At 30.3% G+C, this 24671-nt stretch carries 18 protein-coding genes; 13 read left to right on the top strand and 5 right to left on the bottom strand.

Annotation, left to right across the window (positions count from 1 at the left end; all coding sequences use genetic code 11):
- Positions 1-78 precede the first annotated feature (78 nt).
- Positions 79-825 (top strand): glycosyltransferase family 2 protein, encoded by a 747-nt coding sequence (locus INR78_RS09440; protein ID WP_223076319.1) that lies wholly within the window; start codon positions 79-81, stop codon positions 823-825.
- Entirely contained in the window at positions 826-1890 is a 1065-nt protein-coding gene (locus INR78_RS09435) for a glycosyltransferase family 1 protein (RefSeq protein ID WP_223076318.1), read from the top strand.
- On the opposite strand, the gene INR78_RS09430 is transcribed toward INR78_RS09435, so the two are convergent.
- From INR78_RS09430 to INR78_RS09420, 3 genes are read right to left on the bottom strand one after another with little or no spacing between them, the layout of a single operon-like run.
- On the bottom strand, positions 1882-2808 hold the full coding sequence (locus INR78_RS09430; RefSeq protein WP_223076317.1) for a glycosyltransferase family 2 protein: 927 nt from the start codon (positions 2806-2808) through the stop codon (positions 1882-1884). The genes INR78_RS09435 and INR78_RS09430 overlap by 9 nt on opposite strands.
- A gap of 9 nt (positions 2809-2817) precedes the next feature.
- Entirely contained in the window at positions 2818-3732 is a 915-nt protein-coding gene (locus INR78_RS09425; RefSeq protein WP_223076316.1) for a hypothetical protein, read from the bottom strand.
- 11 nt (positions 3733-3743) lie between these two features.
- A complete protein-coding gene (locus tag INR78_RS09420) occupies positions 3744-4868 on the bottom strand; it encodes a glycosyltransferase (protein WP_223076315.1) in 1125 nt (374 codons plus the stop codon).
- A gap of 108 nt (positions 4869-4976) precedes the next feature.
- Between INR78_RS09420 and INR78_RS09415 the strand changes: the two genes are divergently transcribed.
- Positions 4977-6044, top strand: a complete 1068-nt coding sequence (locus INR78_RS09415) for a glycosyltransferase family 2 protein (protein ID WP_223076314.1) — start codon at positions 4977-4979, stop codon at positions 6042-6044.
- Here the strand turns inward: INR78_RS09415 and INR78_RS09410 are convergent.
- Positions 6041-6823, bottom strand: coding sequence for a glycosyltransferase (locus INR78_RS09410; RefSeq protein WP_223076313.1), 783 nt, complete (start codon positions 6821-6823; stop codon positions 6041-6043). The two genes, INR78_RS09415 and INR78_RS09410, sit on opposite strands and share 4 nt — an antisense overlap.
- A gap of 124 nt (positions 6824-6947) precedes the next feature.
- Between INR78_RS09410 and INR78_RS09405 the strand changes: the two genes are divergently transcribed.
- Genes INR78_RS09405 through INR78_RS09385 form a run of 5 tightly spaced genes read left to right on the top strand, consistent with a single transcriptional unit; the run spans position 6948 to position 11486 of the window.
- Positions 6948-7922, top strand: coding sequence for a polysaccharide pyruvyl transferase family protein (locus INR78_RS09405; protein ID WP_223076312.1), 975 nt, complete (start codon positions 6948-6950; stop codon positions 7920-7922).
- 1 nt (position 7923) lies between these two features.
- Positions 7924-8484 carry an L-threonylcarbamoyladenylate synthase gene (locus INR78_RS09400; RefSeq protein WP_223076311.1) on the top strand — a complete coding sequence of 187 codons (561 nt, stop codon included), beginning with the start codon at positions 7924-7926 and terminating at the stop codon, positions 8482-8484.
- Positions 8485-8493: 9 nt separating this feature from the next.
- A complete protein-coding gene (locus INR78_RS09395; RefSeq protein ID WP_223076310.1) occupies positions 8494-9909 on the top strand; it encodes a CCA tRNA nucleotidyltransferase in 1416 nt (471 codons plus the stop codon).
- A gap of 2 nt (positions 9910-9911) precedes the next feature.
- A complete protein-coding gene (locus tag INR78_RS09390; protein WP_223076309.1) occupies positions 9912-10931 on the top strand; it encodes a COX15/CtaA family protein in 1020 nt (339 codons plus the stop codon).
- 39 nt (positions 10932-10970) lie between these two features.
- Positions 10971-11486, top strand: a complete 516-nt coding sequence (locus INR78_RS09385) for a hypothetical protein (protein ID WP_106679302.1) — start codon at positions 10971-10973, stop codon at positions 11484-11486.
- Here the strand turns inward: INR78_RS09385 and INR78_RS09380 are convergent.
- Positions 11483-12541 (bottom strand): hypothetical protein, encoded by a 1059-nt coding sequence (locus INR78_RS09380; RefSeq protein WP_223076308.1) that lies wholly within the window; start codon positions 12539-12541, stop codon positions 11483-11485. The two genes, INR78_RS09385 and INR78_RS09380, sit on opposite strands and share 4 nt — an antisense overlap.
- Before the next feature lie 98 nt (positions 12542-12639).
- Between INR78_RS09380 and INR78_RS09375 the strand changes: the two genes are divergently transcribed.
- The 5 genes from INR78_RS09375 to INR78_RS09355 all read left to right on the top strand — a co-directional run bounded on the left by INR78_RS09375 (position 12640) and on the right by INR78_RS09355 (position 24615).
- Positions 12640-13539, top strand: coding sequence for an ABC transporter ATP-binding protein (locus INR78_RS09375; protein ID WP_223076307.1), 900 nt, complete (start codon positions 12640-12642; stop codon positions 13537-13539).
- Positions 13540-13566: 27 nt separating this feature from the next.
- On the top strand, positions 13567-14403 hold the full coding sequence (locus INR78_RS09370) for an ABC transporter permease (protein WP_223076306.1): 837 nt from the start codon (positions 13567-13569) through the stop codon (positions 14401-14403).
- Positions 14404-14473: 70 nt separating this feature from the next.
- On the top strand, positions 14474-17797 hold the full coding sequence (locus INR78_RS09365; RefSeq protein WP_223076305.1) for a T9SS type B sorting domain-containing protein: 3324 nt from the start codon (positions 14474-14476) through the stop codon (positions 17795-17797).
- 33 nt (positions 17798-17830) lie between these two features.
- Complete coding sequence (locus INR78_RS09360; protein ID WP_223076304.1) at positions 17831-19672, top strand: gliding motility-associated C-terminal domain-containing protein; 1842 nt, start codon at positions 17831-17833, stop codon at positions 19670-19672.
- Positions 19673-19776: 104 nt separating this feature from the next.
- A complete protein-coding gene (locus tag INR78_RS09355) occupies positions 19777-24615 on the top strand; it encodes a T9SS type B sorting domain-containing protein (RefSeq protein ID WP_223076303.1) in 4839 nt (1612 codons plus the stop codon).
- Positions 24616-24671 lie beyond the last annotated feature (56 nt).

Raw genomic sequence — 24671 nt, 5'->3', positions numbered from 1 at the left:
ACCAAAAATGATTTTTAACTACTCACAAATATATAAAGCCTATTGGTTATATTTGCCTAAAATCTTATTTTCTATAACATGATAAGCGCTTTAGCTATAACTTATAATGAAGAAAAAAATGTAGAACGCTACATTAAAAGCTTATCTTTTGCAGACGAAATTATCATAGTAGATACTTTTAGTACAGATAATACTGTAAATCTTGCTAAACAACTTGGTGCAAAAGTAATACAACGTAAATTTGATAATTTTTCGGCACAAAAAAACTACGCACTAAGTTTGGCTAATAACGATTGGATTACTTTTTTTGATTTAGATGAAATTGTGACTCCTGAATTGGCTGAAGAAATTACAAACACCATAAAAACAAACCCTAAAAGTGAAGCTTTTAAAGTAAAACGAAACTTTTATTTTATGGGTAAACGATTGAAATATAGCGGATTTCAAACGGATTATGTTGTTAGACTATTTAATAAAAACAACTGCAAATACAATGGTAAATTAGTACACGAAGCAATAGAAACAGCTTCAACTATTAAAAAATTAAAACATAAAGTAGATCATTACACGTATAAATCTTTTGACGATTATAATTTAAAACTTACCAAATACAGTAAATTAAAAGCAGAAGAATTATATAATAAAAATGTACGACCAAATCTATATCATTTTTTATTTAGACCTTGGTACAGATTTATGCACCAATATTTTTTAAGACTTGGTTTTTTAGATGGAAAAGAAGGTTTTATAGTATCTTATCTTAGTGGTTTTATGGTATTTAAGCGTTATATTCAGCTTTGGACTATGTACAGAAATATTGAATAGATGAAACACGTTTTTTTAGAATCTCATAACATAAAAAATCAGTTTAACGGATTTGGACAATTTAATTATCATCTAATTAATGGGCTTTATAATGCGCAAATTGAGGATTTTAAAATGACACTTCATGCAAAAAACACAACGCCATTAAAAGATCAATACGGTACTTATTTTAACTATAAAACTTATAAATCTTTAAGCCGAAAACCTTTATTCAGAATAAAAAAAAAGTACGATGTTTGGCATAGCTTAAATCAAAATATAAAAGTAGAACCATTTTTTAATATTCCGTATGTATTAACAATTCATGACGTAAATTTTGTAGATGAAGTTTCTAACGATATGGATCATAAAGTTAATCTTAGGTTTAAAGAAAAATTAAAAAGAAGCAATGCCATTACTTACATATCTGAATTTGCTAAACAATCTACTCACAAATATTTTGATGTTCCAAACGTTCCTGAATATGTAATTTACAACGGTAATCCTATAAGCAAACTCCAAACCGATTTTAAAGCGGTTACACCAGTAACCCAACGACCATTTTTATTTTTTATTGGTGGATTAACAGCACGTAAAAATCCGCATGCTTTAGTGCAAATGTTAGAGCATTTACCAGATTTTGATTTGGTACTTGCAGGATCAAAAAAAGACGATTACACAACCAATGTTTTAGAAACAGCAATTGCAAAAACTAATACAAAAAGCCAAATCTATATTTTAGGTAAAATTAGTTCAACCGAGAAACATTATTACTATAAACATTGTGAAGCGTTGGTGTTTCCTTCATTATTAGAAGGTTTTGGGTTACCACCAATAGAAGCGATGTCTTATGGTAAACCTGTATTTTTATCCAACCTTACATCGTTACCTGAAATAGGCGGTAAAGATGCATTTTACTGGGATAATTTTGATTCAAAATACATGGCTAACGTCTTGATAGAAGGATTACATAAGTATGAAACCAACAAAGACTTTTATATAAATGCATATCAAAACCGTGCTAAAAGTTTTAATTGGAATACTGCTGCATTACACTATGCAGACGTCTACAGAAGCTTATTTTAAAACAATTTGTTGTTTCTGCTTTAAAGAATATTTTAAAGGCGCACCTTGAAAAACTATCCAAAATAATTTTGCTCTATTTTTACTGGTCAACGCTTTTAAAGCTAACTTTAGTAAAATAATACATTGTAAACATTTATATTTTAAATAAGAATAATTTTTACGGTATATGTAAAGCCTAGAAATCATTAACTCTTGCTTAATTAAAGGATTAGCTTTTACGGTTGCACTTTCTAAATGTTTAAAAGTAGATGTTGGTACTAAAACACTTTTATAACCCAATTGCTTTAACCTAAAACACAAATCCATTTCTTCAAAATATAAAAACAAATTAGTGTCAAAACCTCCAATTTTTGCGAAAATTTCAGCTTTAAAAAACATAAAACAACCTTGTAAAGCCGGTACTTCAAAAGGTGTTTTGTATGGTAAATCTTTTCGTTTTGGATGATTTTTTATAAATTTTTCTATAAAACTTCTTCCAAATAATTCTTTTCTAAACCCTTGAAAATAATCAAACCCAATTACAGGTTTATTATCAATATTTAATTGTTGTGGTGAACAGACTGCAACATCATCGTTTGCTTTTAAATAGTCTATTAAAGGAGAAAAACAATCTTCTGTAATTACTACATCGTTATTTATAAAAGCCAAATAATTACCTTTTGCAAACTGAACGCCTAACATATTTCCTGCTCCAAATCCTAAATTAATAGCACTTTTATGAAATATTACAGGATAATCTACAGCTTTAAAAGTAGTGTCTAATTGTAAACTTAAAGGTTCTGTAGAGGCATTATCAATTACAATAACTTCATAAGTATACTGTTTAGGAAACTTAGCTACCAATGAGTTTACAAAATCAAAAGTCAATTTTGCATTATTATAATTTACTGTAATTATAGATACATCTACCGTAGTCATTAAAAAATATTAAGCGTTATACATGGTTTTAAAATAAGCTTCAAAATGCTCTTGAAAATAAAAGTCTGCTCCATTAGTTGTTGTTGGAAACATTACAGGATAATCTGGATACGCTTCTAATAGTCTTGGCACTTTTAATCCTTCGGCAATTGCATAAGCAAAAGTTTGATTACTTAAATAAAACTTACATGATTTTATTATTTGTGCTAGTTCTAGAAAGTCTTTAACATCATAAAATTCTAAATTTGGTACGCTTTGCTTTAAATCTTCATATTCATCTTTTGTACCTAAAAACAATAAGTTATCGTAATGTTTTAAAAATGAATAATCTATAAACACATTACGTGCTCTAAAGGTACGTACAATTACAATTTTATCTTTAATAGTGTTATGTGGCTTTACATCTAAATAAGGTAAAGTCATATCGGCTTGTTTTCCTACAAGATGATAATACCATCTAAATGAATGAAATTGATTTGAAATAGGTAAATCTCTAAAAAAATCTAAATCAACATCTATACTTTGATTGGTGTAAACTGTCACGCTATTTAAGTACGATTGTTCTTTTAATAATGGTAAAAGCATATTAAAAGACCTTTCGGAAATCATAATATTTCCTGATGGATGTTTAAAATATTGTCCGTTATAAGGCTGATTAACTTTAACTATTAAATTGCAAATTTTTGTTTTTGACAACTCTTTTATAATGGGTAAAGCATATATTAAATCTCCTAAATGACCAGAATGTGATAAATTAATTTCGGTTTTAGAATCGATATTATCTTTAAACTGTTTTAAAGTTTTTAAAACTTCAGGATTTAAAGTAGCACGTTTTTTCTGCTCGCGTTTAGCATGCTTAACTTCTAAATATTTGCTTTTATTGTTGGTAATTTTATACCAGAATTTTAATAATTCAGAGTTCATAAAACAGTCGATTAATTTAAAATTTGGTCTAACGTACTATACACAGCTTTTTCACTTAAATATTCTTCGTAAAATAGATTTGCCTTTTGCTTGTTGGCTTCATAAAAACTAGAATCATTAAGTAATTGCATTATGTAAGCCGCAAATTTAGTTGCATTATCTGTTACTAAACAACCATTATCTACTTTATTAATTAATCCATCTACGCCTCTTGTATTACATACAACTGGTAAATTAAAGGATAACGCTTCTACAACTTTAATTTTTAATCCTGTACCACTTAACATTGGACAAATTACAACTTTTGAAGCATTGTAAGTTGCAGATAAATCTTCAACATAATTAATTTTATTTACGTTTGGATAATCCTTAATATGTTTATTTATTTTTCCAACTACGGTTATAGAAATGTTAGTCTCTAATAATGGATAAACTTTATTAAAGAACCATTGTGCTGCTGCTATATTATGTTCGTTTTCACTAGCTACGTATAAAACATCTATAGTTTTTGTTGTGCTTTGTATTTTACTAGTTGTTAAGTGTGGCACTAAATGCACTGGTGTTTTTATAAATTGCTCAAAAAGGTATTTTTCTTCTACTGAAATTGCCCAAACTTGATCAACACTGTTTAAAAGTTTCATTTCGCCTTCAAAAAATTCACCTAACTTAAAATCTTTTCGGCTTTTAAATTGCGAGGTTAAAAAATCGTGTGTATCTACTATTGTCGTTGCTCCTTTTAAGTATGGATTATCTAAAACCAAAGGTATCCAACAAGAATAACTAACAATTATTTTATCGTAAGTATTGGCTTGCAACACCTTATTAAAAGCTTGTTGTTGATTTAATTGTCTACGATCAAAAGGTTTGGGTATTTTACTAAGCAATTTGGGTATAGATACCTTTAAAAAATAACTTAAACCTCCTTTTTTATGCTTTGGTAAAAAATGTACTTGATTAACTAATTTTTCAGATTTAAGTGCTTCTACATCTTGTTCTGTAAAGTGTTTATCGTCTTCTGCTACTAAATCTAAGGTTATATTTTTAGCCTTAAAATACTGTAAAAGCGTATAAGCTCTTACGTGGTTACCTTGTGAACGTACCAACGGATTACCTGGAAAAAAATATAATACTTTCATTAAACTACTTACAGAAACAGCTCCAAAAATAGCATTTTATAATTTATTAGCCATTATATTTTATTTTTGAAGATTTGCAACTTAATTTTACAATCTATTTTAATTTTCATGCAAGAAACGCCTTTAATTTCAGTAATAATTCCGTGTTATAACGGAGAACAATATATTGAAAAAACTCTTCAACATGTAATAAATCAAACATTTACAAATTGGGAATGTATTGTTGTTGATGATGGTAGCTCGGATAATTCTAAAGAAATTATCAACGCTTTTGAAAATCTAGACAATAGAATCATTTACTATTATCAAGATAACCAAGGACTTTCTGGTTCCAGAAACTCTGGAACAAAAATTAGCAAAGGAAAATACATCTATTATTTGGATGCAGACGATTTGATTGATAAAAACACGCTTCAAAATTTTGTTAATTTAATACCTCACAATACAGATATTATCTTTGGCAAGACTGCATTAACAGATGGACATAACAAAAACATTATAGGCTATTTAGAACATTTTTTACCTGTAAACAAAAAGTTATCAAATACCAATTACAAATTAATCCCAATGGTATTAAATGATAAAGTAAGTTGTGTTGCCCATAATAGATTATACAAAAAAGCCTTTATTACTAAGCATAACCTTGCTTTTAAAGACCGATTATTACATGAAGACGAATTATGGTTTTTTGAAACATTAATTAACTGCCAATCTATTATATTAAGTGATCAAACTACATATTATTACAATACTGGAAATCAAAACTCTATTACCAATAATTTTAGCATTAAAAACACCAAAGCATATTTAGATATTTTAGATACTATCTATCAAAAATATTATCTAAACGCAGAATCACCTGAAGCAAAAAACGTCACAAATCTATATCTTAATTATTTTAAAATGACCATAATAACACATTGTTATTTTAACACACCAAACCAAGATAAAGAAGACGTTAATAAGTTAATTACAAATGCTTTTAAAGCTGTAAAACTACCAGAAGCTAGTTACAATAATATAAGTAACAGCTTAAAAAAATTACACCAAAATTTTAAAACAGTATTACCTTTAGGCTTAGATAAAACGCTTAACTATTTGCGTTGGTATAGATCTAAAAGTCTAAAAAAAATAATAAAACGACAATTAATCTTAATACAAGCTAAGATGGCTTAAAGATATTTTCTTTTAAGTTGTTCTATTAAAGATTGCGAATCAAAATCTGCATTTTTATCAAAATTAGGCTCGCGTCTAGTCATTTCATTCCAAAGATGAATTGCGTAAGTATCTTTAAATAAATCTGCACTATTTTTAAAAGTGCTATCGTAAACTGTATGCCAGTTAGAAAAATGTATTGGAAAAAAATAGGTAAATGGTTTGGCTTTATCTCTTATTTTAAAATAATCTAAAGCTTTAGTAAGACCTTCTGGTCCGCCAGATTCGCCCCATTCTATATGCTCTCTACCTTTACCCCAAAATTTACGTTTACGCTTTACCTTTTTTTGGTGTTTACTATCGTAAGGCAAAATAGTATTAGGGAATTCGCAGTTATGACTTAAAAATTTACACATCTCATGTCCTGGTTTAAATCCTAAAACAGCAGGACAAACAAGATCTATAGATTCTGCCCCATATACTTCATCTTCATCAAAATCAAAAGGTTTAATGCAAATTACATCAGTATCTACCCAAAAACCACCTTTTTTATATAACAATTCCCATCTAAACCAATCGGCAAAACCGGCGTAACTTCCGCCATTATAGGTAAAGATTTCAGATGAATTAATAATTTCATTTGCATCTTTTACTGTTGTTCCTTCAGGAATATTTTGCACTTCTCCATAAGTATATAAGTGAAACTCATGATTGTTTTTTAAAAAAGAATTAATGCAAAGCTGTTCTATTTTTGATAAAGAACCGCCAATCCATAAAGATTGAATAATAGGTAAAGCCATATAAAATTTTAAAGTTCAAAATTACAATTTTTAAACTTTAAGATTAAAATTTAAAGAATTGTTTTTTAAGATTATTGGCGTTTAAGCTTTATTACCATAATTTTACACCAAAATAAATAGGTTAATGAAATACGCACTATTAAAATATAGAGATCAAGAAACAAACATTGGCGATTACATACAAAGTCTAGCTGCAAAGCGTTTTTTACCACAAGTAGATGCGTTGATTAGTCGTGAAGCATTGGATGAAACCACTGAAAATGCTAAAATCATTTTAAACGGATGGTTTATGCATCACCCAGAACATTGGCCACCAAGTGAGACTTTACTTCCTAAATTTGTTTCGTTTCACATCAACGATTTTGCTAAAAAACCATTAACAAGTCCTAAAGCCTTAGCCTATTACAAGAAGCATCAACCAATTGGTTGTCGTGATAAATTTACACTTCAAAAATTAGAAGAAAATGGAGTCAAAGCCTACTTTTCTGGTTGTTTAACACTTACTTTAGAGAAAGAGAAATATCAAAACACTACAACACCAAATGCAATTGTGTTATGCGATATTTTATCACATAAAAACGACGTGTCCGATACTAATAAAAAAAGTCTTTGGAAAACCATTAGAAATCCACACAAGCCTATAATAAATGCAACTAAGTCTTTTTTAAAAGAATACAAAGAAAAAAAAGAGGCTAAAAAAATTATAGAAAAATTAATTCCTAAATCTATTTTAGAGCAAAGTATAACCGTTTCTAATCAAGATTTTAATGCAACAACCCATGAAGAAAAATTTAAAAAAGCAGAGCAGCTTTTAAGTCTTTATGCATCTGCAAAACTTGTAGTTACTTCTAGAATTCATGTTGCATTACCATGTTTAGCTTTTGGCACACCTGTTATTTTTGTTAGACCAGATAGAGATACCAGTAGATTTGAAGGTATTACAGACTTTTTTAACACCTTTACTATAGATCAAATCTTAAATACCGAAAAAACAGAATTACAACAACAGTTTACAAATTCAAGTAAAATAGTAAAAACAGAACATTTAAAATACAGAGAACAACTTATAAAAGACGTTAGTCAATTTATTAATTCTTAAAATGGAGGAGCAAATAGCTACTACAACACAACACCTTAAAAAAGGTAACATCATACTTTACCCAACAGACACTGTCTGGGGAATTGGTTGCGACGCTACAAATTTTGAAGCAGTAAAAAAAGTGTATCAAATTAAACAACGTGAAGCCTCTAAAGCATTAATATGCTTGGTTAGTGATTTGAAAATGCTAGAAAAGTACATTGAAAAAGTACCAGAAGTTGCTTACCAAATAATAGAATTTAGTGACAAACCAACAACTATTATTTATGATAATCCAATTGGTTTAGCTACTAATTTGATTGCAGAAGACAACACGTTAGCTATTAGAATTCCTAAAGACGAATTCTGTCAAAAACTTATCCAACAATTTAGAAAACCCATCGTTTCTACCTCAGCAAATATTGCTGGAGAACCAACACCAAATTCCTTTAAAGAAATAACTCAAGCGGTTTTAAAAGGTGTGGATTATGTTGTAAATTTGCAAAACGAAAAAATTAACACCAAACCATCTACAATTATAAAATTGTCAAATAATGGTGAAGTAAAGATTATTCGTGAGTAAATTTACCCGATGAATTACAAACAAGCATTACAAAACCCAATATTTAAAACAATCTCTCAAGCCTCTAAAAACCTTAACTTAGACAGTTATGTAATAGGTGGTTTTGTAAGAGATTTTATTTTAAAACGTGGTAATGCCAAAGACATAGATGTAGTTGCAATTGGTAGTGGTATTGCACTTGCAAAAGAACTTTCAAATCTGTTACCCAACAAACCAAAAGTACAAGTATTTAAAACTTACGGAACTGCAATGCTACGCTATGAAGATATCGAAATAGAATTTGTTGGTGCACGTAAAGAATCCTACAATGAAGATAGTCGTAATCCTGTTGTAGAAAACGGTACGTTAGAAGACGATCAAAACCGTCGTGATTTTACAATTAATGCTTTAGCTTTAAATCTTTCTGAAGCTAATTTTGGAGACTTACTAGATCCATTTAAGGGTGTTGAAGATTTAGAAAACAAAATAATACGTACGCCATTAGATCCAGATATCACGTATAGTGACGATCCACTACGTATGATGCGCGCCATACGATTTGCTACACAATTAGATTTCAAAATCGAAAACCAATCGTTAAGAGCCATTTCTAAAAACAGTGAGCGCATTAAAATCATAACTAAAGAACGCATTGTAGTAGAACTAAATAAAATTTTAGAAAGTCCAACGCCTTCAATAGGGTTTTTACTTCTTGAAAAAACTGGACTTTTACAAATAATTTTGCCAGAGTTAACCGCTTTAAAAGGTATTGACGAAAAAGAAGGTCAACGTCACAAAGATAATTTTTATCACACTTTAGAAGTTGTTGATAATATCGCAAAACATACCGAAAATGTTTGGTTACGTTGGGCTGCATTATTGCACGATATTGGTAAAGCACCAACAAAAAAGTTTAGTAAAAAAGTAGGTTGGACGTTTCATGGTCATGAATTTGAAGGTTCTAAAATGGTATATCACTTATTTAAACGCTTAAAAATGCCTTTAAATGACAAGATGAAATACGTCCAAAAACTAGTCTTTATGAGCTCTAGACCAATTGTTTTAGCTCAAGACATCGTAACAGATTCGGCTGTTAGACGTTTGCTATTTGATGCTGGAGATTATGTTGATGATTTAATGACGCTTTGTGAAGCAGACATCACGACAAAAAATCCTAAAAAATTTAAAAAATATCATAACAACTTTAAAATTGTAAGAGAAAAATTAGTTGAAGTTGAAGAAAAAGACTCTGTAAGAAACTTTCAGCCACCAGTTTCTGGAGAAGAAATCATGGAGACTTTCAACTTAAAACCTTCAAAAGAAGTTGGTTTAATTAAAGAAGCAATAAAGGAAGCAATTTTAGAAGGCGATATCCCAAACGATCACGAAGCAGCTTTCAAATTAATGCTTGAAAAAGGTAAAGCTTTAGGTTTAAAAACTGAATAGTTATGAAAAAGAAAGATAACAAAAAAGTAATTTATTGGCTACTAACAGGCTGTATTTTAATTTTTATAATGGTAATTGTTGGCGGTATCACACGCTTGACACATTCTGGTTTATCAATTTCTAATTACAAATTAATTTCTGGTACAATTCCACCAATGAATGACGCCGAATGGAATGCCGCTTTTGACCTTTACAAGCAATATCCAGAATATCAAAAACTTAATAACCATTTCACTTTAGAAGATTTTAAAGACATCTACTTTTGGGAATGGATCCATCGTGTTATTGGTCGTCTTATTGGGTTAGTGTTTTTCTTTCCTTTTGTATACTTTTTAATTACAAAACAACTAACCAGACCAACTATAAAAAAAGCAATTGGTTTGATGTGTCTTGGTGCTTTTCAAGGATTTTTGGGTTGGTATATGGTAAAAAGCGGTTTGGTAGATCGACCAGATGTTAGTCATTTTAGATTGGCTGCACATCTAACCACTGCTTTTATCACTTTTGCATTAACGTTTTGGGTTGCATTAGATTTAATATTTCCTTTTAATAAGGTTACAGATACAGGATTTAAAAACTTGTTGCGCGTAACTACATTTGTGCTATTAGTGCAGATAATATATGGCGCTTTTGTTGCTGGTTTAGATGCAGGCTGGATACATAACCATTGGCCAATGATGAGTGAAGGTAAATTTATTCATGAAACTGTGTATACCGAACAAAACTCGCTTTTATTAAACCTAACCGAAGGTAAAAGTGGCGTACAATTTGTACATCGTACACTTGCATATTTTGTAGTTGCATTAATACTAATCGTATTTTTTAAAGGACAAAAATTTGTAGAAACCAAGTATCAAAAACTAGCTTTAAATAGTCTTGTAGGCTTAGTATTTTTACAATTTGTTTTAGGTGTATTGACCCTATTATTACAAGTTCCGGTTTGGTTAGGCGTTGCACATCAAGTTGGTGCGTTTTTCTTATTAACAGCAATGACATTTACTTTACATAGATTTAGCAAATAAGGATTAAAACCTTATCTTTGTAAACTTATTTTTTTAATTATGATTTACCGTTTTAGAGCTATTTTAGACAACGATACAGAAGAAGATATCTTTAGAGATTTTGAAATTCGTGAAAACGACACTATGGAAGATCTACACAATGTTATCACTCAATCTTTTGGGTTTGATGGTACAGAAATGGCGTCTTTTTATATTAGTGATGACGAATGGAATCAAGGTGAAGAAATTAGCCTTTTTGACATGAGCGATGGTTTAAATCAAGTTAAATTAATGAATGAAACCACCATTGCAGACATCGTACACGAAGCACAAACTAAACTTATTTATGTTTACGACTTTTTAAGTATGTGGACATTTTTTGTTGAATTAGCTGAAATTGTTGAAGAAGCACAAGGTACAGATTATCCTAATCTAATGTATGTGCAAGGTCAAGTTCCTACAGAAGCGCCAGAAAAAGTTTTTGAAGCCGATAGTGACGACGATTTTAATGAATTTGACGACGACTATGATGTTGATGATTATGAAAGTTTAGATTTTGATGAAAACTGGAATTAATACATTTTTGTATTAACATCTTGATAGTTTCTTTTTACAAAATCTAAAGCATTTTTTAAGATTTCGCCCATATTTTTACTGCGCTTAAACTCTAAATCCAAAGTATAATCATAGATTTTAGATTTAAGCATTTCGATATGTTTTTCAATAGAAATAGTATCGCTAGTCATACAATCTAACAACTCTCCTATTCTATCTTGATAACTAATCATACGCTTTGCTATGGTAGATCGTTCTTCTATTTTATATTGATCAATAGAGTCTTGTGTTAGTTTTTCTGCAACTAATGCCACCATTTTATTATTCTCTTTAAAAAATTGTGGTCGATAAACATTAAACTTACCTTCATAACATTGCTGGTCAAAATCTATAGCTCTAATTTTAAACACCACATGATCAAAATCGTGCGTTGGTACAATTACATAATTGTATGCGCGCATATCGCCCAGTAATCTAATCATGCAACGCTCGTTAAACTTTACAAATTCTTTAGCGATTTGAGATTTTTCTGAAGGTAAACACTCTGATAATTTATTTTGAATAAACTCGTCTCCTGGTATACCTGCAATATGTTCTTCTATTAAGGTATTTTTATAGACTAAAAAATTTAGATTGTAAGGCGAAAGCATATGCTCTAATTCTAAACCATAAATTCTAGAAGCATCTGCTTTTTTAACATAAAAATAGGTGTAATTGTCGTTTAAAATATTTCTAACTTTTACTCTAAACGGTTTACTATTACCAAAGGTGCAGTAATCTACAGCATCTACATTTAAAAACGGAATGGTTTTTTCGTTTCCGTCAGAGTGTAATTGTGTATAGACTTTTTTAAGATTAAGATCAATTTCTGCGCGATCAAATTCGTTATAATACACGCGTATCCAAAGCGTATCATTATCGTCTTTATCATAAACCGTTACAGAACCTTGAAAGCGTAATAAATCTTCATATAAAATCGAAATTTTTAAATTTCTGTTATATTCATTTAAATACTTGTGTAATTTTTGATTTACAGGATATGACGGCTTCTTTTTAGAAATTTTTAAATCTTGCATAGACCCTAATTTACTCAAATTTAGTAACAAATTTTATAAATTGTAACAAAACCAGCCGACAATCGTCTTACTTATATCAATCAAAAACCAAAAATATTTTGAGCACAATTTTAACCATCTCAAACCTTACAAAAAAGTACGGATATTTAACCGCAGTTAACAATCTTTCTTTCACTATTGAAAAAGGAAATGTTTACGGAATTTTAGGACCTAACGGAAGTGGTAAATCTACTACTTTAGGTATTACACTTAATGTTGTAAATAAAACTTCAGGAAATTTTCAATGGTTTAACGGAGATTTATCTACACATGATGCATTAAAAAAAGTTGGAGCTATTATAGAGCGACCAAATTTTTATCCTTATATGTCTGCTTACAAAAACCTTAAACTAGTTTGTAAAATTAAAGACATTGCTGAAGAAAAAATAGACGAAAAATTAGAACTTGTTGGTCTTATTGAAAGAAAACATAGTAAGTTTAAAACATTTTCTTTAGGGATGAAACAACGTCTTGCTATAGCTAGTGCGCTGCTTAATGATCCTGAAATTTTAATCTTAGACGAGCCTACAAATGGGCTTGATCCACAAGGTATACATCAAATTAGATCTTTAATCAAAGAGATTGCAAGTAAAGGTACAACTATACTTTTAGCATCTCATTTATTAGACGAAGTTGAAAAAGTGTGTACCCACGTTGTCGTTTTAAGAAAAGGCGAAAAACTTTATGAAGGTCCTGTAGACCAAATGATTACTAGTAATGGTTTTTTTGAATTAAAAGCTGAAAACACAGATGCATTAATTAACTTTTTAAATAACAATCCAAACATTAAAGATGTAAAAGTTAATGGCAATCTAGTAACTGCATTTTTAGATCAACCTATGTTATCTAGCTCTTTAAACAAGCTGTGTTTTGATAATGGCATCAACCTATCTCATTTAGTTTTACGTAAAGAAAGTTTAGAAGAGCAATTTTTACAACTTACAGACCAATTATCCTAAACTAACCCAACCAAAAAACCGACAATAATGTTACGACTTTTAAATATAGAATTAATCAAACTTTGGAATAACCGATCAAGTAAAGTACTTATTTTAGCATACTTTATTTTATTAACATCAATAGCACTAATAGCTTCAATAAAATTTGATATTGGACCAGTAAAGTTTCATCTAGCAGAACAAGGTATTTTTGATTTTCCATACATCTGGCACTTTAATACTTATGTAGCTGCTTCCTTAAAATTTTTCTTAGCTATTGTTATTGTATCTATGATGGCAAACGAGTATAGCAATAAAACCATTAAACAAAACTTAATTGATGGCTTAAGTAAAAAAGAATTTATTGCTTCTAAGTTTATAACCGTTTCTGTTTTTGCATTATTCTCAACGCTTTTTGTTTTTATAATTACGTTGATTTTAGGATTTGCTTTTTCTGATATTACAGAGCTTTACCATGTGTTTTCTGACACAGAATACCTTTTAGCCTTCTTTGTAAAATTAATAGGCTTCTTTTCTTTCTGCTTATTTTTAGGTATTTTAATTAAACGATCTGCATTTGCATTAGGCTTTTTATTTGTTTGGTTTATTATAGAAAAAATAGCATACGGATTATTACGTTGGGAAATAGAGCTTACCGAAAACTCATGGAGATCAATTACACAATTCTTTCCTTTAGAAAGTATGTCAAATCTAATCGTAGAACCAGGATCAAGACTTGGCGCAGCTAAAGAACTAGCCAAACAGGTAGGAGAAGATTTTAATTTTGATTACTCTGTACATTGGTATCAAATTGTTATTGTTTTAGCATGGACAGCTTTATTTATTTACGGTTCATACAAACTGCTACAAAAAAGAGATTTATAGGTATTTAACATTTTATATCTTTTCGTTTTTCATTTTTGTAATATCTTTACAAATCTGGCTATACTAGATTATGAAAAAGATATTATTACTAACATTTTTGCTGTTAGTGTCATTTGTTCATTCTCAAAATGAAGCTTCCAACTGGTACTTTGGTAACAATGCAGGAATCAATTTTGATCTTTCAACAAATACTGTAACAGCACTTACCAATGGGCAATTAGCTACAGATGAAGGTTGTACAAGTATTTCTGATGGAAATGGTGATTTGCTTTTTTACACAGATGGAATAACTGTTTATAATAAAAACCATCAAGTAATGGCTAATGGTAATGGTTTAAAAGGAAATCCTTCTAGTACGCAATCTGCTATTATAATACCAAAACCTCAAGATGCTGATATCTATTATATTTTTACTGTAGATACAGAGTTTCAAGGCAATCCTGACGAAGGTTTTCATTATTCCGAAGTAGACATGACAGCTAATAGTGGATTAGGCACTGTTACTACAAATAAAAATATTAATCTTTTAAACAATACTTCAGAAAAATTAAGCGCTGTATTAAAAGACTGTCAAACAGAAAATATTTGGGTAATTACATTTGCAGACACTAATGGAGGTGACTTAAACAACTCAATATTCGCCTACGAAGTAACTGCTACTGGTGTAAATACTACTCCCGTAATTTCAGACCTTAATATAGTTGTTCCAGAAAGAAGAGGTTATCTTAAAATCTCTCCAGATGGGACAAAAATAGCATGTGCTAATATTGCTTCTGGATTATATCTTTTTGATTTTGACACTAACACTGGTCAAGCTTCTAATGCTCAACAAATAAACATTAATTTAAATCCAGATGGAAAAACGCAAAGACCTTACGGTGTAGAGTTTTCCCCGAATAGTCAAATCTTATATGTTTCAACCTATTTTGAAACTCCTCAAGATGACTTTAATAATGCTAATGCACAATATGGAGCCTTGCTTCAATATAACTTAAACGCCAACAACATTAGTGCTTCAGAAGAAATATTGGACCAAAGAATTATGTATAGAAGTGCATTGCAACTTGGACCTGATGGTAAAATTTATAGATCATTAAGTGCTACTTATAATCAAGGCACGCCTTTTTTAAGTACAATAAATTCTCCTAACAGCTTAGGGCAAGCAGCAGATTATCAACACCAATCTGTAGATCTAAATGGACTAGTGTCTAGACAAGGTTTACCACCATTTATAGCCTCTTTTTTTGTTGAAAAAATTGATATTATCCCAACCGACAATGCTAATACTGTAGATTTACCATTATGTATTGGAGATGACTATACACTAATTGCAGAAGATATTCCTGGTGCAACATATACTTGGACTCAAGATGGTAATGCGATAGCAACACCAGCAATTCCTAATGAATTATTAGTGACACAAAACGGAAATTACGAAGTTATAATAGACTTAAATAACGGTGATTGTGATACAAAAGAAGGACAAGCAATTGTAACCTATTATGATATTCCTACTGCAACAACGCCAAATAACATTGTAATTTGTGATGATAATAACGACAATATTTGGGACTTTAATCTGACTGATCTAAACACAGAAATATTAAACGGTCAAGATGCTGCAATTTACGAAGTTAAATACTTTAAAAACCAAGCAGATGCAGATAATAACCAAAACGAAATTACCGGTAATTACCAAAACACATTACCTCAAGAAACAATTATTGCTCGCGTAGAAAACATTAATAATCCTAATTGTTATGCGACAACTAGTTTTGGTATTTCTGTTTTTCAAACACCGGTAATAGATAACTTAAATGACTTTGAAGTTTGTGATGATCTATCTGATGGAGACGATACAAACGGTCAAACAACAATTGACTTATCTAATTTTAATAACCAAATTTACAACGGACAAAGCACTGCTTTATTCAATATTAGTTATCACGCTAATTTAAATGACGCAGAAAATAATTTAAGTCCATTAAACCTAAACTACTATAACAACACACCTTTTCAAGAAGATGTTTATGTAAGACTAGAAAACAGTAATAACACAGACTGCTATGCCGTTAATAGCTTTAATTTAATTATCAATCCAACACCAGCATCTTTTGACCATACGTTATTACAATGTGACGAAGATGGTATACCTGATGGGTACACTATTTTTAATTTAGATGAAGCTATAACTAATATAACTAACAACAACGCTAATTTATCTGTTGTTTTTTATGACACATTAAACGATGCTAATAATGAAGTTACACCAATTACTAACCCAACATCTTATAACAATTTAAGTAATCCACAAATAGTTTATGCGGTTTCAAAAGACAATAATACTGATTGTGTAAACATTACAGAACTAACACTAGAAGTTAGTACCACTCAAATTAATAATTATGAATTTGAAGTATGCGACGAGTTAGGCTCTGAAGATGGTCTTAACACTTTCGATTTAAACGAAATAAGCACTAACATGACATCGTCATTACCAGGAAATATTACAATTAATTTTTACGAAAACTACAATGATGCGTTGACAGAAAGTAATGCCTTACCTTCAAATTTTACCAATAATTCTGCTTACTTTCAAACTATATACGCTCGTGCAGAAAATAATAACAATTGTTATGGTATTAGCGAAGTCGATTTAATTATTAATGAAAGACCAGATTTAGATGAAGACGAAACTGTTTTTTACTGTCTTAATTTCTTCCCAGAAACTATTACATTAAGTGCTACTTCACCTATTAACAACAACTATTATTTTAATTGGTCAACAGGACAAAACACAAATAGTATAGAAGTAAATCAACCAGGAAATTATACCGTAACTGTTACAACGGTTGATGGTTGCGAAAAACTAAAAACTTTTACTGTAGAAGCATCTAATATTGCTACAATTGAAAATATCGATATTTTAGACGGAAATACAACTAATAATCAAGTTAGTATTTTAACCTCTGGAGAAGGTACTTATGAATACGAATTAATCAATAGTGAAGGAGAAAGTACAGGCTTCCAAAGTGACTCTGTTTTCACTCAAGTACCTCCAGGAATATATACCGTTAATATAATTGACGTAAAAAATGATTGCGGATTAATTTCAGACACATTATCTGTTATTGGTTTTCCTCAATTTTTTACACCTAATAACGATGCAATTAACGATTATTGGCAAATTTATGGTGTATCAAATCAATTTCAACCAAATTCTAAAATATATATTTTTGATAGATACGGTAAATTGTTAACCCAAATAGATCCTAAAAGCAAAGGTTGGGACGGTACTTATAATGGACAACCAATGCCAAGTAATGATTATTGGTTTTCTGTAACACTACAAGATGGTCGTGTTTTTAAAAGTCATTTTACTTTAAAAAGGTAGTTTTTTGTAATTTTAGAAAGTAATGTCCTAAATATGAAAAACTTTACTTTCTTATACTTAGTAATTTTACTTTGCTTTTTTAATACTTTAAAAGCTCAGGATATTACATTATTTCAGCAATTTAATGGTAGGTATGATTACACTGCAATTGGCAATACTTTAAATCCTGCAGAGAATAACCTTGATAGTAGTTTTTGTACGTTGCCTACCTCTGCTTCAGCTAATTTAAACTTACCTAATAATGTTAATATAATTGCGGCTTACCTGTTCTGGTCTGGCTCTGGTAATGGAGATACTCAAGTTTCATTAAACAATATAACTATTAATGCTCAAGACACTTATAACGTAAATTATGATGCTGGCAGCAATGGACAACTCACTTACTTTGCGTGCTCTGCAGATGTGACAAATCAAATAATTAACGAAGGTAACACAACATATAACCTTTCTAATTTAGATGTCAATTCTGACCTAATAAATACACCTGGCTTTTGTAATAATCGTACTAATTATGCTGGTTGGAGTTTATACGTTATTTACGAGGACAGCAACTTACCTCTTAATCAAATTAATCTTTTTCAAGGTTTAGAAATTATAAATTCTGAAGTTCAAGAAAAAACAATTATCCTAGACAATATTGATGTTTTAGATAATGACAATGCTAAAATTGGTTTTTTAGCTTGGGAAGGAGACAATGCTCTAAACTACGGAGAAAGTCTTTCTATAAACGGAAACATTCTATCCAATCCACCTTTAAACCTACCAGATAATGCTTTTAATGGCACAAACACATTTACAAATTCTACAAATTTTTACAATGCAGATTTAGATGTTTATAATATTGAAAACAACATATCTATAGGCGACACACAGGTTACCATTATAATGACTACTGGCGGTGTGGACCAATTTGGAATTTTTAGAGCAGATTTAATTATTCTTAACAACATAATTACGGTTTTAAACAGTCAATTACCAGACGCCACAATTACAATAAACAATTATGATGTGTTTTGTGCAAATCGGGAAATAGATATAAATTACACCGTTTACAACACTAATAGCACAGACGTTTTACCTGCCAATACACCTATTTCTTTTTATATTGATAATGTTCTAATTGGTCAAAGTACAACACAAAATGATATACCAATTAATGCTTCAGAAAATAACCAAACTACCTTAACAATACCGCCTAATTATCCCGATAATTTTATTTTAGAAATCGTCGTTGATGACGATGGTTCTGGTAACGGAATTGTTACTGAAACAAATGAAAATAATAATAACACGTTTCAAACTATTCAATTAATTCCATTACCTGAAACCATAATATTAAATCCTATTTTAGCTTGTGATGAAGGTAATAATCAAGCCTCTTTTGATTTAACTCAAGTACTATCGCAAATAAACCAAACAGATTATAACAGCTTTAGTTTTTTTGAAAGTTTAGAAGATATAAATGAAGATTACCCAATCCTTTCACCAGTAAATTACATTTCAAACTCTACGCCTCAAACAATATATATAACCGCAGAAACAGAAGATTGTTTTGATATTTTTCAATTTGATTTACAAACTGAAAATTGCCCACCTTACGTTCCGCAAGGTTTTTCTCCTAATGGAGACTCAAAAAACGATTTCTTCAATATTCAAGGATTATATGATATTTTTGAAAATCACGAGCTTTTAATATACAATCGCTACGGAAAGCTTATTTTTAAAGGCAATAATGATCTGAAGTGGCATGGTCAAACCAATCAAGGCATATTAGCTTTTAGTGATATTGTACCAACAGGAACTTATTTTTACGTATTAAAACTTCATGATCCTAAATACGATGATTTGGTTGGTTGGGTATATCTTAATAAATAGTTAATAACATTTTAACGCTAAAATTTGCATTTTATCGATTAATTAAATACGTTTGTTCGCAACATAAACGTACCCCAAGTTTATTTAATTGACTGATACATAGCATGAAAGCGCATAAAACCTACAAAAACAGCCTAATATTTTGGCTAACAGTAACTCATTTTCTTATAGGTTACTTAACTTTTGGACAGCAAATAACTGTAAATGACAGTTTTACCTCACAACAACTTATTGAAAATAATTTAGTACAAGGTTGTGTAGAGGTTAGCAACATAAATTCTAACTTTAATGGTCAAGTTGATGGTTTTCAAAGTTTTGGATATTTTGAAAGAGCAAACTCAAACTTTCCATTTGAAAATGGTATTGTTTTATCTACAGGACAAGTAACTTCTGCAGGAAATACAACTAACACTAGTGCCTTAAACGAAGGTAGCGATAGCTGGACTACAGATCCTGATTTAGAAGCTGCACTTGGAATAAATAATACACTTAATGCTACGTCTATTGAGTTTGATTTTATTTCTACCTCTAGTACAATTTCTTTTAATTACATATTAGCATCAGAAGAATATTTTGCAGATTACCCATGCCAATACTCAGATGGATTTGCTTTTTTAATTAGAGAAACAGGAAGCAGTAACCCGTATCAAAATATTGCATTGGTACCAGGCACATCAATACCTGTAAACACGAATACAATTCATGATGAAATAGTTGGTTTTTGCCCAGAAGAAAATAGTAATTATTTTGAAGGTTATAATATTGGAGACACTAACTTTAATGGTCGCACTACTGTAATGACAGCTTCGGCAAATATTACTCCTAACGTACAATACAGCATAAAACTAATCGTAGCCGATCAAACAGACAGAAACTTTGATACTGCTGTATTTATAGAAGGAAACAGCTTTACAGATTCTGTAGATTTAGGTGAAGATATTACAACTTGTGATGCTTTTGTAACTTTAGATGCAAATACTAACAATCCACAAGCTACATACCAATGGTTTTTAGACGGAAATATAATTAATAACGAAACTAGTAGTACTTTAAATGTAACTACAGATGGTAATTATACTGTTGAAGTTACAGTACCACTTAGCTCAGATTTTTGTTCTTTTCAAGATAGTATTAATGTTGTATTAAATACCATTCAAAATGGACCAACAATTTCTGATATTGAAGTATGTGATGATGCTTCAAATGATGGCACAGAGATATTTGATTTAACACCAAAAACTTCTGAAATCGAAGCTACGCTTCCGCCTTCAACTTATGACATTACATTTCATACTTCTCAAAATGATGCAACTAATGACCAAAACCCAACAACATCTGTAACTAGTACTACAGCTGTTCAACCTATCTTCTACAACGCTCAAGATACCACGTCAGGTTGTATTTACATAGGTACTTTCAACTTAATAATTAATCCTTTTCCTACAATAGTTAATCCATCTCCTTTATCAGTTTGTTCTGATGGTGGAGGCAATGTAGATATGACTGTTAAAGATGATGAAATAACGTCTTCAAACACAAACTATGTAGTGTCTTATCATTTTTCTAATGCAGATGCTTTAACAGGAGATAATCCAATACCTCAACCTTATACACCTTCTAACCCAACCGAAACTGTTTTTGTACGAGTTGTAGATATAACTACAGGCTGTTTTACAACTACAACGCTTGATATTGAAGTCAATACAAATCCACAAATTAACCCTGAAACTATTCAATTAGATGCTTGCGAGCAAGATGGCGATGGTTTTGACACATTTGATCTTACTCAAGAGATTGATCAAATACTACAAGGGTTAACAAACGTAACTGTGACTTATCACGAGTCTCAAGAAGATGCTAATAATGGAACAAATCCAATAGCTAATTCAACAAGTTATGATAATATAGACCAAGATGTACAAACTGTTTTTGTGCGTGTGGAAGACAATACAACTGGTTGTGCATCTGTCGTCCCAATGGAGCTTCATACATTTCTTTTAGAAACAGGTACAAATATTACCGATTTTTATGAATGTGATGATGCATCCAATGATCAAATTGTAGATTTTGATTTATACCATATAGGATTAGAAATTATTAATGATTTAGAAAACGTTACTATTGATTTTTACGAAACAGAAACTGATCAAATCAATAATACCAATGCTATTAATCAATCTGTACCATATACAATTAATGCTAGTCCTACTCTATTATACATAACATTAAATAGTAGTAGCTGTAGTCATTTTTCAAATATTCAACTATTAATAAACGAAGGTTTTGAAGTAATTTTAACAGATACACAAACTTACTGCGATACTGATGACGACGGATTTACAAGTATAGATTTAACCTCTTTTGATGCGTATTCTGGTAATGGTATACCTAATCCATCTGTAGATTACTTCTTAACACAAGCAGATGCAGATAATAATACTAATAGCTTGCCTGCATTTTATACTAACACGACAAATCCTTTAACATTATATGTACGTGTACAAAACACCATGACTGGTTGTTACGCAACGTCTTCTTTAGATATTGAAGTTTTACCAGCTCCAACCATTAATCAACCTTCAGATATTATAATTTGTGATGATGATCAAGATGGTTTTTTTATAGTAGATTTAGATGCAAAAATTCCAGAAATTGTTAATACCACTACAGATAGAGCTTTTAGTTTTCATAACTCACTAACTGATGCAGAAACTAATAGCAGTCCGATTACAGATACGCAAAATTACAATGCTAATACACAAACTGTATATTGTCGTGTAGAAAACACTAATACCGGTTGTTACGCTGTGCAATCTATTACTATAATAGTAAACACATTACCTATATTTACACCAATAGAAACTTATACCAATTGTGAAAATGATGGTAATCAAACCGCAGACTTTATCTTTCAAGAAAAAGATGCAGAAATTTTAAACGGTCAAACAGGAAAAGAAGTTTTATATTTTGAAACTGCTCAAAATGCTATAAACAACGTAGCTCCTATTGATAAAACTGTTGCGTATCAAAATACATCTTCGCCTCAAACTATTTTTGTTAGAGTACATAATATCACAGATCAAAGCTGTTACGATACAACTTCTTTTGATATAGAAGTTGGAGCTTACCCAATTTACAATACTCCAACAGATATATTTGTTTGTGACGACAACTCTAATGATGGATCAGAAACTTTTAATCTAGATGATATTACTTCAGAAATCACTCAAGGTTCATCAGAAAACTTGACTGTTACTTATTATTTATCTCTAACTGAAGCTGAAGCGCAAACTAATCCTTTACCAAATTCTTTTACAAATACAGTAAATCCTCAACAGATTTTTGCTGTTGTAGATAACGGCACTTATTGTAAAGGTATTTCTAGCTTTGAGTTTAATGTTATACAAGTCCCGTTAACAAACACACCAAACAGCTTAGAAACTTGCGATAATGATACAGACGGTTTTACAACTTTTGATTTAACCGTTTCAGAAATTGAAGTATTACCAATTAGACAGAATAATACAGAGATTGAATATTACACAAACCTTACAGATTTAGAGCAAGGTACAAACCAGATTGCTAACCCAGAAAACTTTACAAACACAGTAAATCCACAGACAGTGTTTATTAAAGTTGTAAATACTATTTCTAATTGTTATGCAGAAATTCCTTTAGATTTAATTGTTGAAGTACCACCTGTTATTAATCCAAATGTAACTACTCAAATTTGTGAAGAAAGCACTTTTTCATATAATTTAACTAATACATTACCAGACTTAGTAGACACAACACAAGCTATAGAAACTGAGTTTTATTTATCTTTAAACGACGCTCAACTTCAACAAAATGCTTTGGACTCAAATTACAATTACAACGTTGGTAATCAGACTATTTTTGTAAGAGCTAATTTTACTGGAAGTAACTGTTTTAACATAGAGTCTTTTACACTACGCGTAAACCCTTTACCAACAGCAAATAATATTCAAGATTTAGAAACTTGTGATGAAGATGATGACTTGTTTGCTAATTTTGATCTAGGCGAGCAAACTCAGGTTGTATTAGGTAATCAAAACTCTTCAAACTTTACGGTAAGCTATTATACATCTCAATTAGATGCTAATAATAATGAAAACGCCTTAACAGATTTAAATGTATTTAGTGAAGATGGCTCAACGTATTTTATCCGTATAGAAAACAACACTACAGGATGCTACAACACTACAAGCTTTAATACAATTGTACATAGAAAACCAGAATTAGATATTGAAGACCAAGTACTTTGCTTAGATAATTTACCATTGTTGGTTTCTGCCGAAACAAATGTACCAACAGACAGTTATTTATGGTCTAACGGAAGTACAAATTCTTATATTGAAATTAATCAAACTGGAACATATTCTGTAACTGTTACAACACAATTTGGTTGCTCTACTTCTACAAGTTTTTCTGTTTCTCAATCTGAAGCTGCTACTATTGACTTTACAGAAACTATAGACTTTTCAGACCCAAACAATGTTACTGTAGAAGTTTCAGGAATTGGAGATTATTTATATCAATTTGATGATGAAGATCCACAAGAATCTAATTTCTTTTACAACGTACCAATTGGTCCTCATACAATAACAGTAATAGATTTAAACGGATGTAATTCGACTTCAAAAGACATAGTAATTATTGATGTACCTAAATTTGTAACACCAAACAATGATGGATATTTTGATACTTGGCATATTACAGGTGTAGAGCAGTTAGAAGGAACAATAGTACATATCTTTGATCGTTACGGTAAACTTTTAAAAACACTAAATCATACCTCTCAAGGTTGGGACGGAACTTATAACGGAAATCTACTACCTGCAACAGATTATTGGTATGTTGCTAATGTTAAAAAAGGCGCTATAGAATTTGAAATTAAAGGGCATTTCACTTTAAAGCTTTAACATTTTTATAGTCCTAATAATTAGATTTGTTACGTACATTTGCATGCCAGTTTAAA

This window comes from Mesoflavibacter sp. SCSIO 43206, from assembly GCF_019904215.1.
GTDB lineage: Bacteria > Bacteroidota > Bacteroidia > Flavobacteriales > Flavobacteriaceae > Mesoflavibacter > Mesoflavibacter zeaxanthinifaciens.
This window is presented reverse-complemented; position numbering and strand designations above follow the sequence as displayed.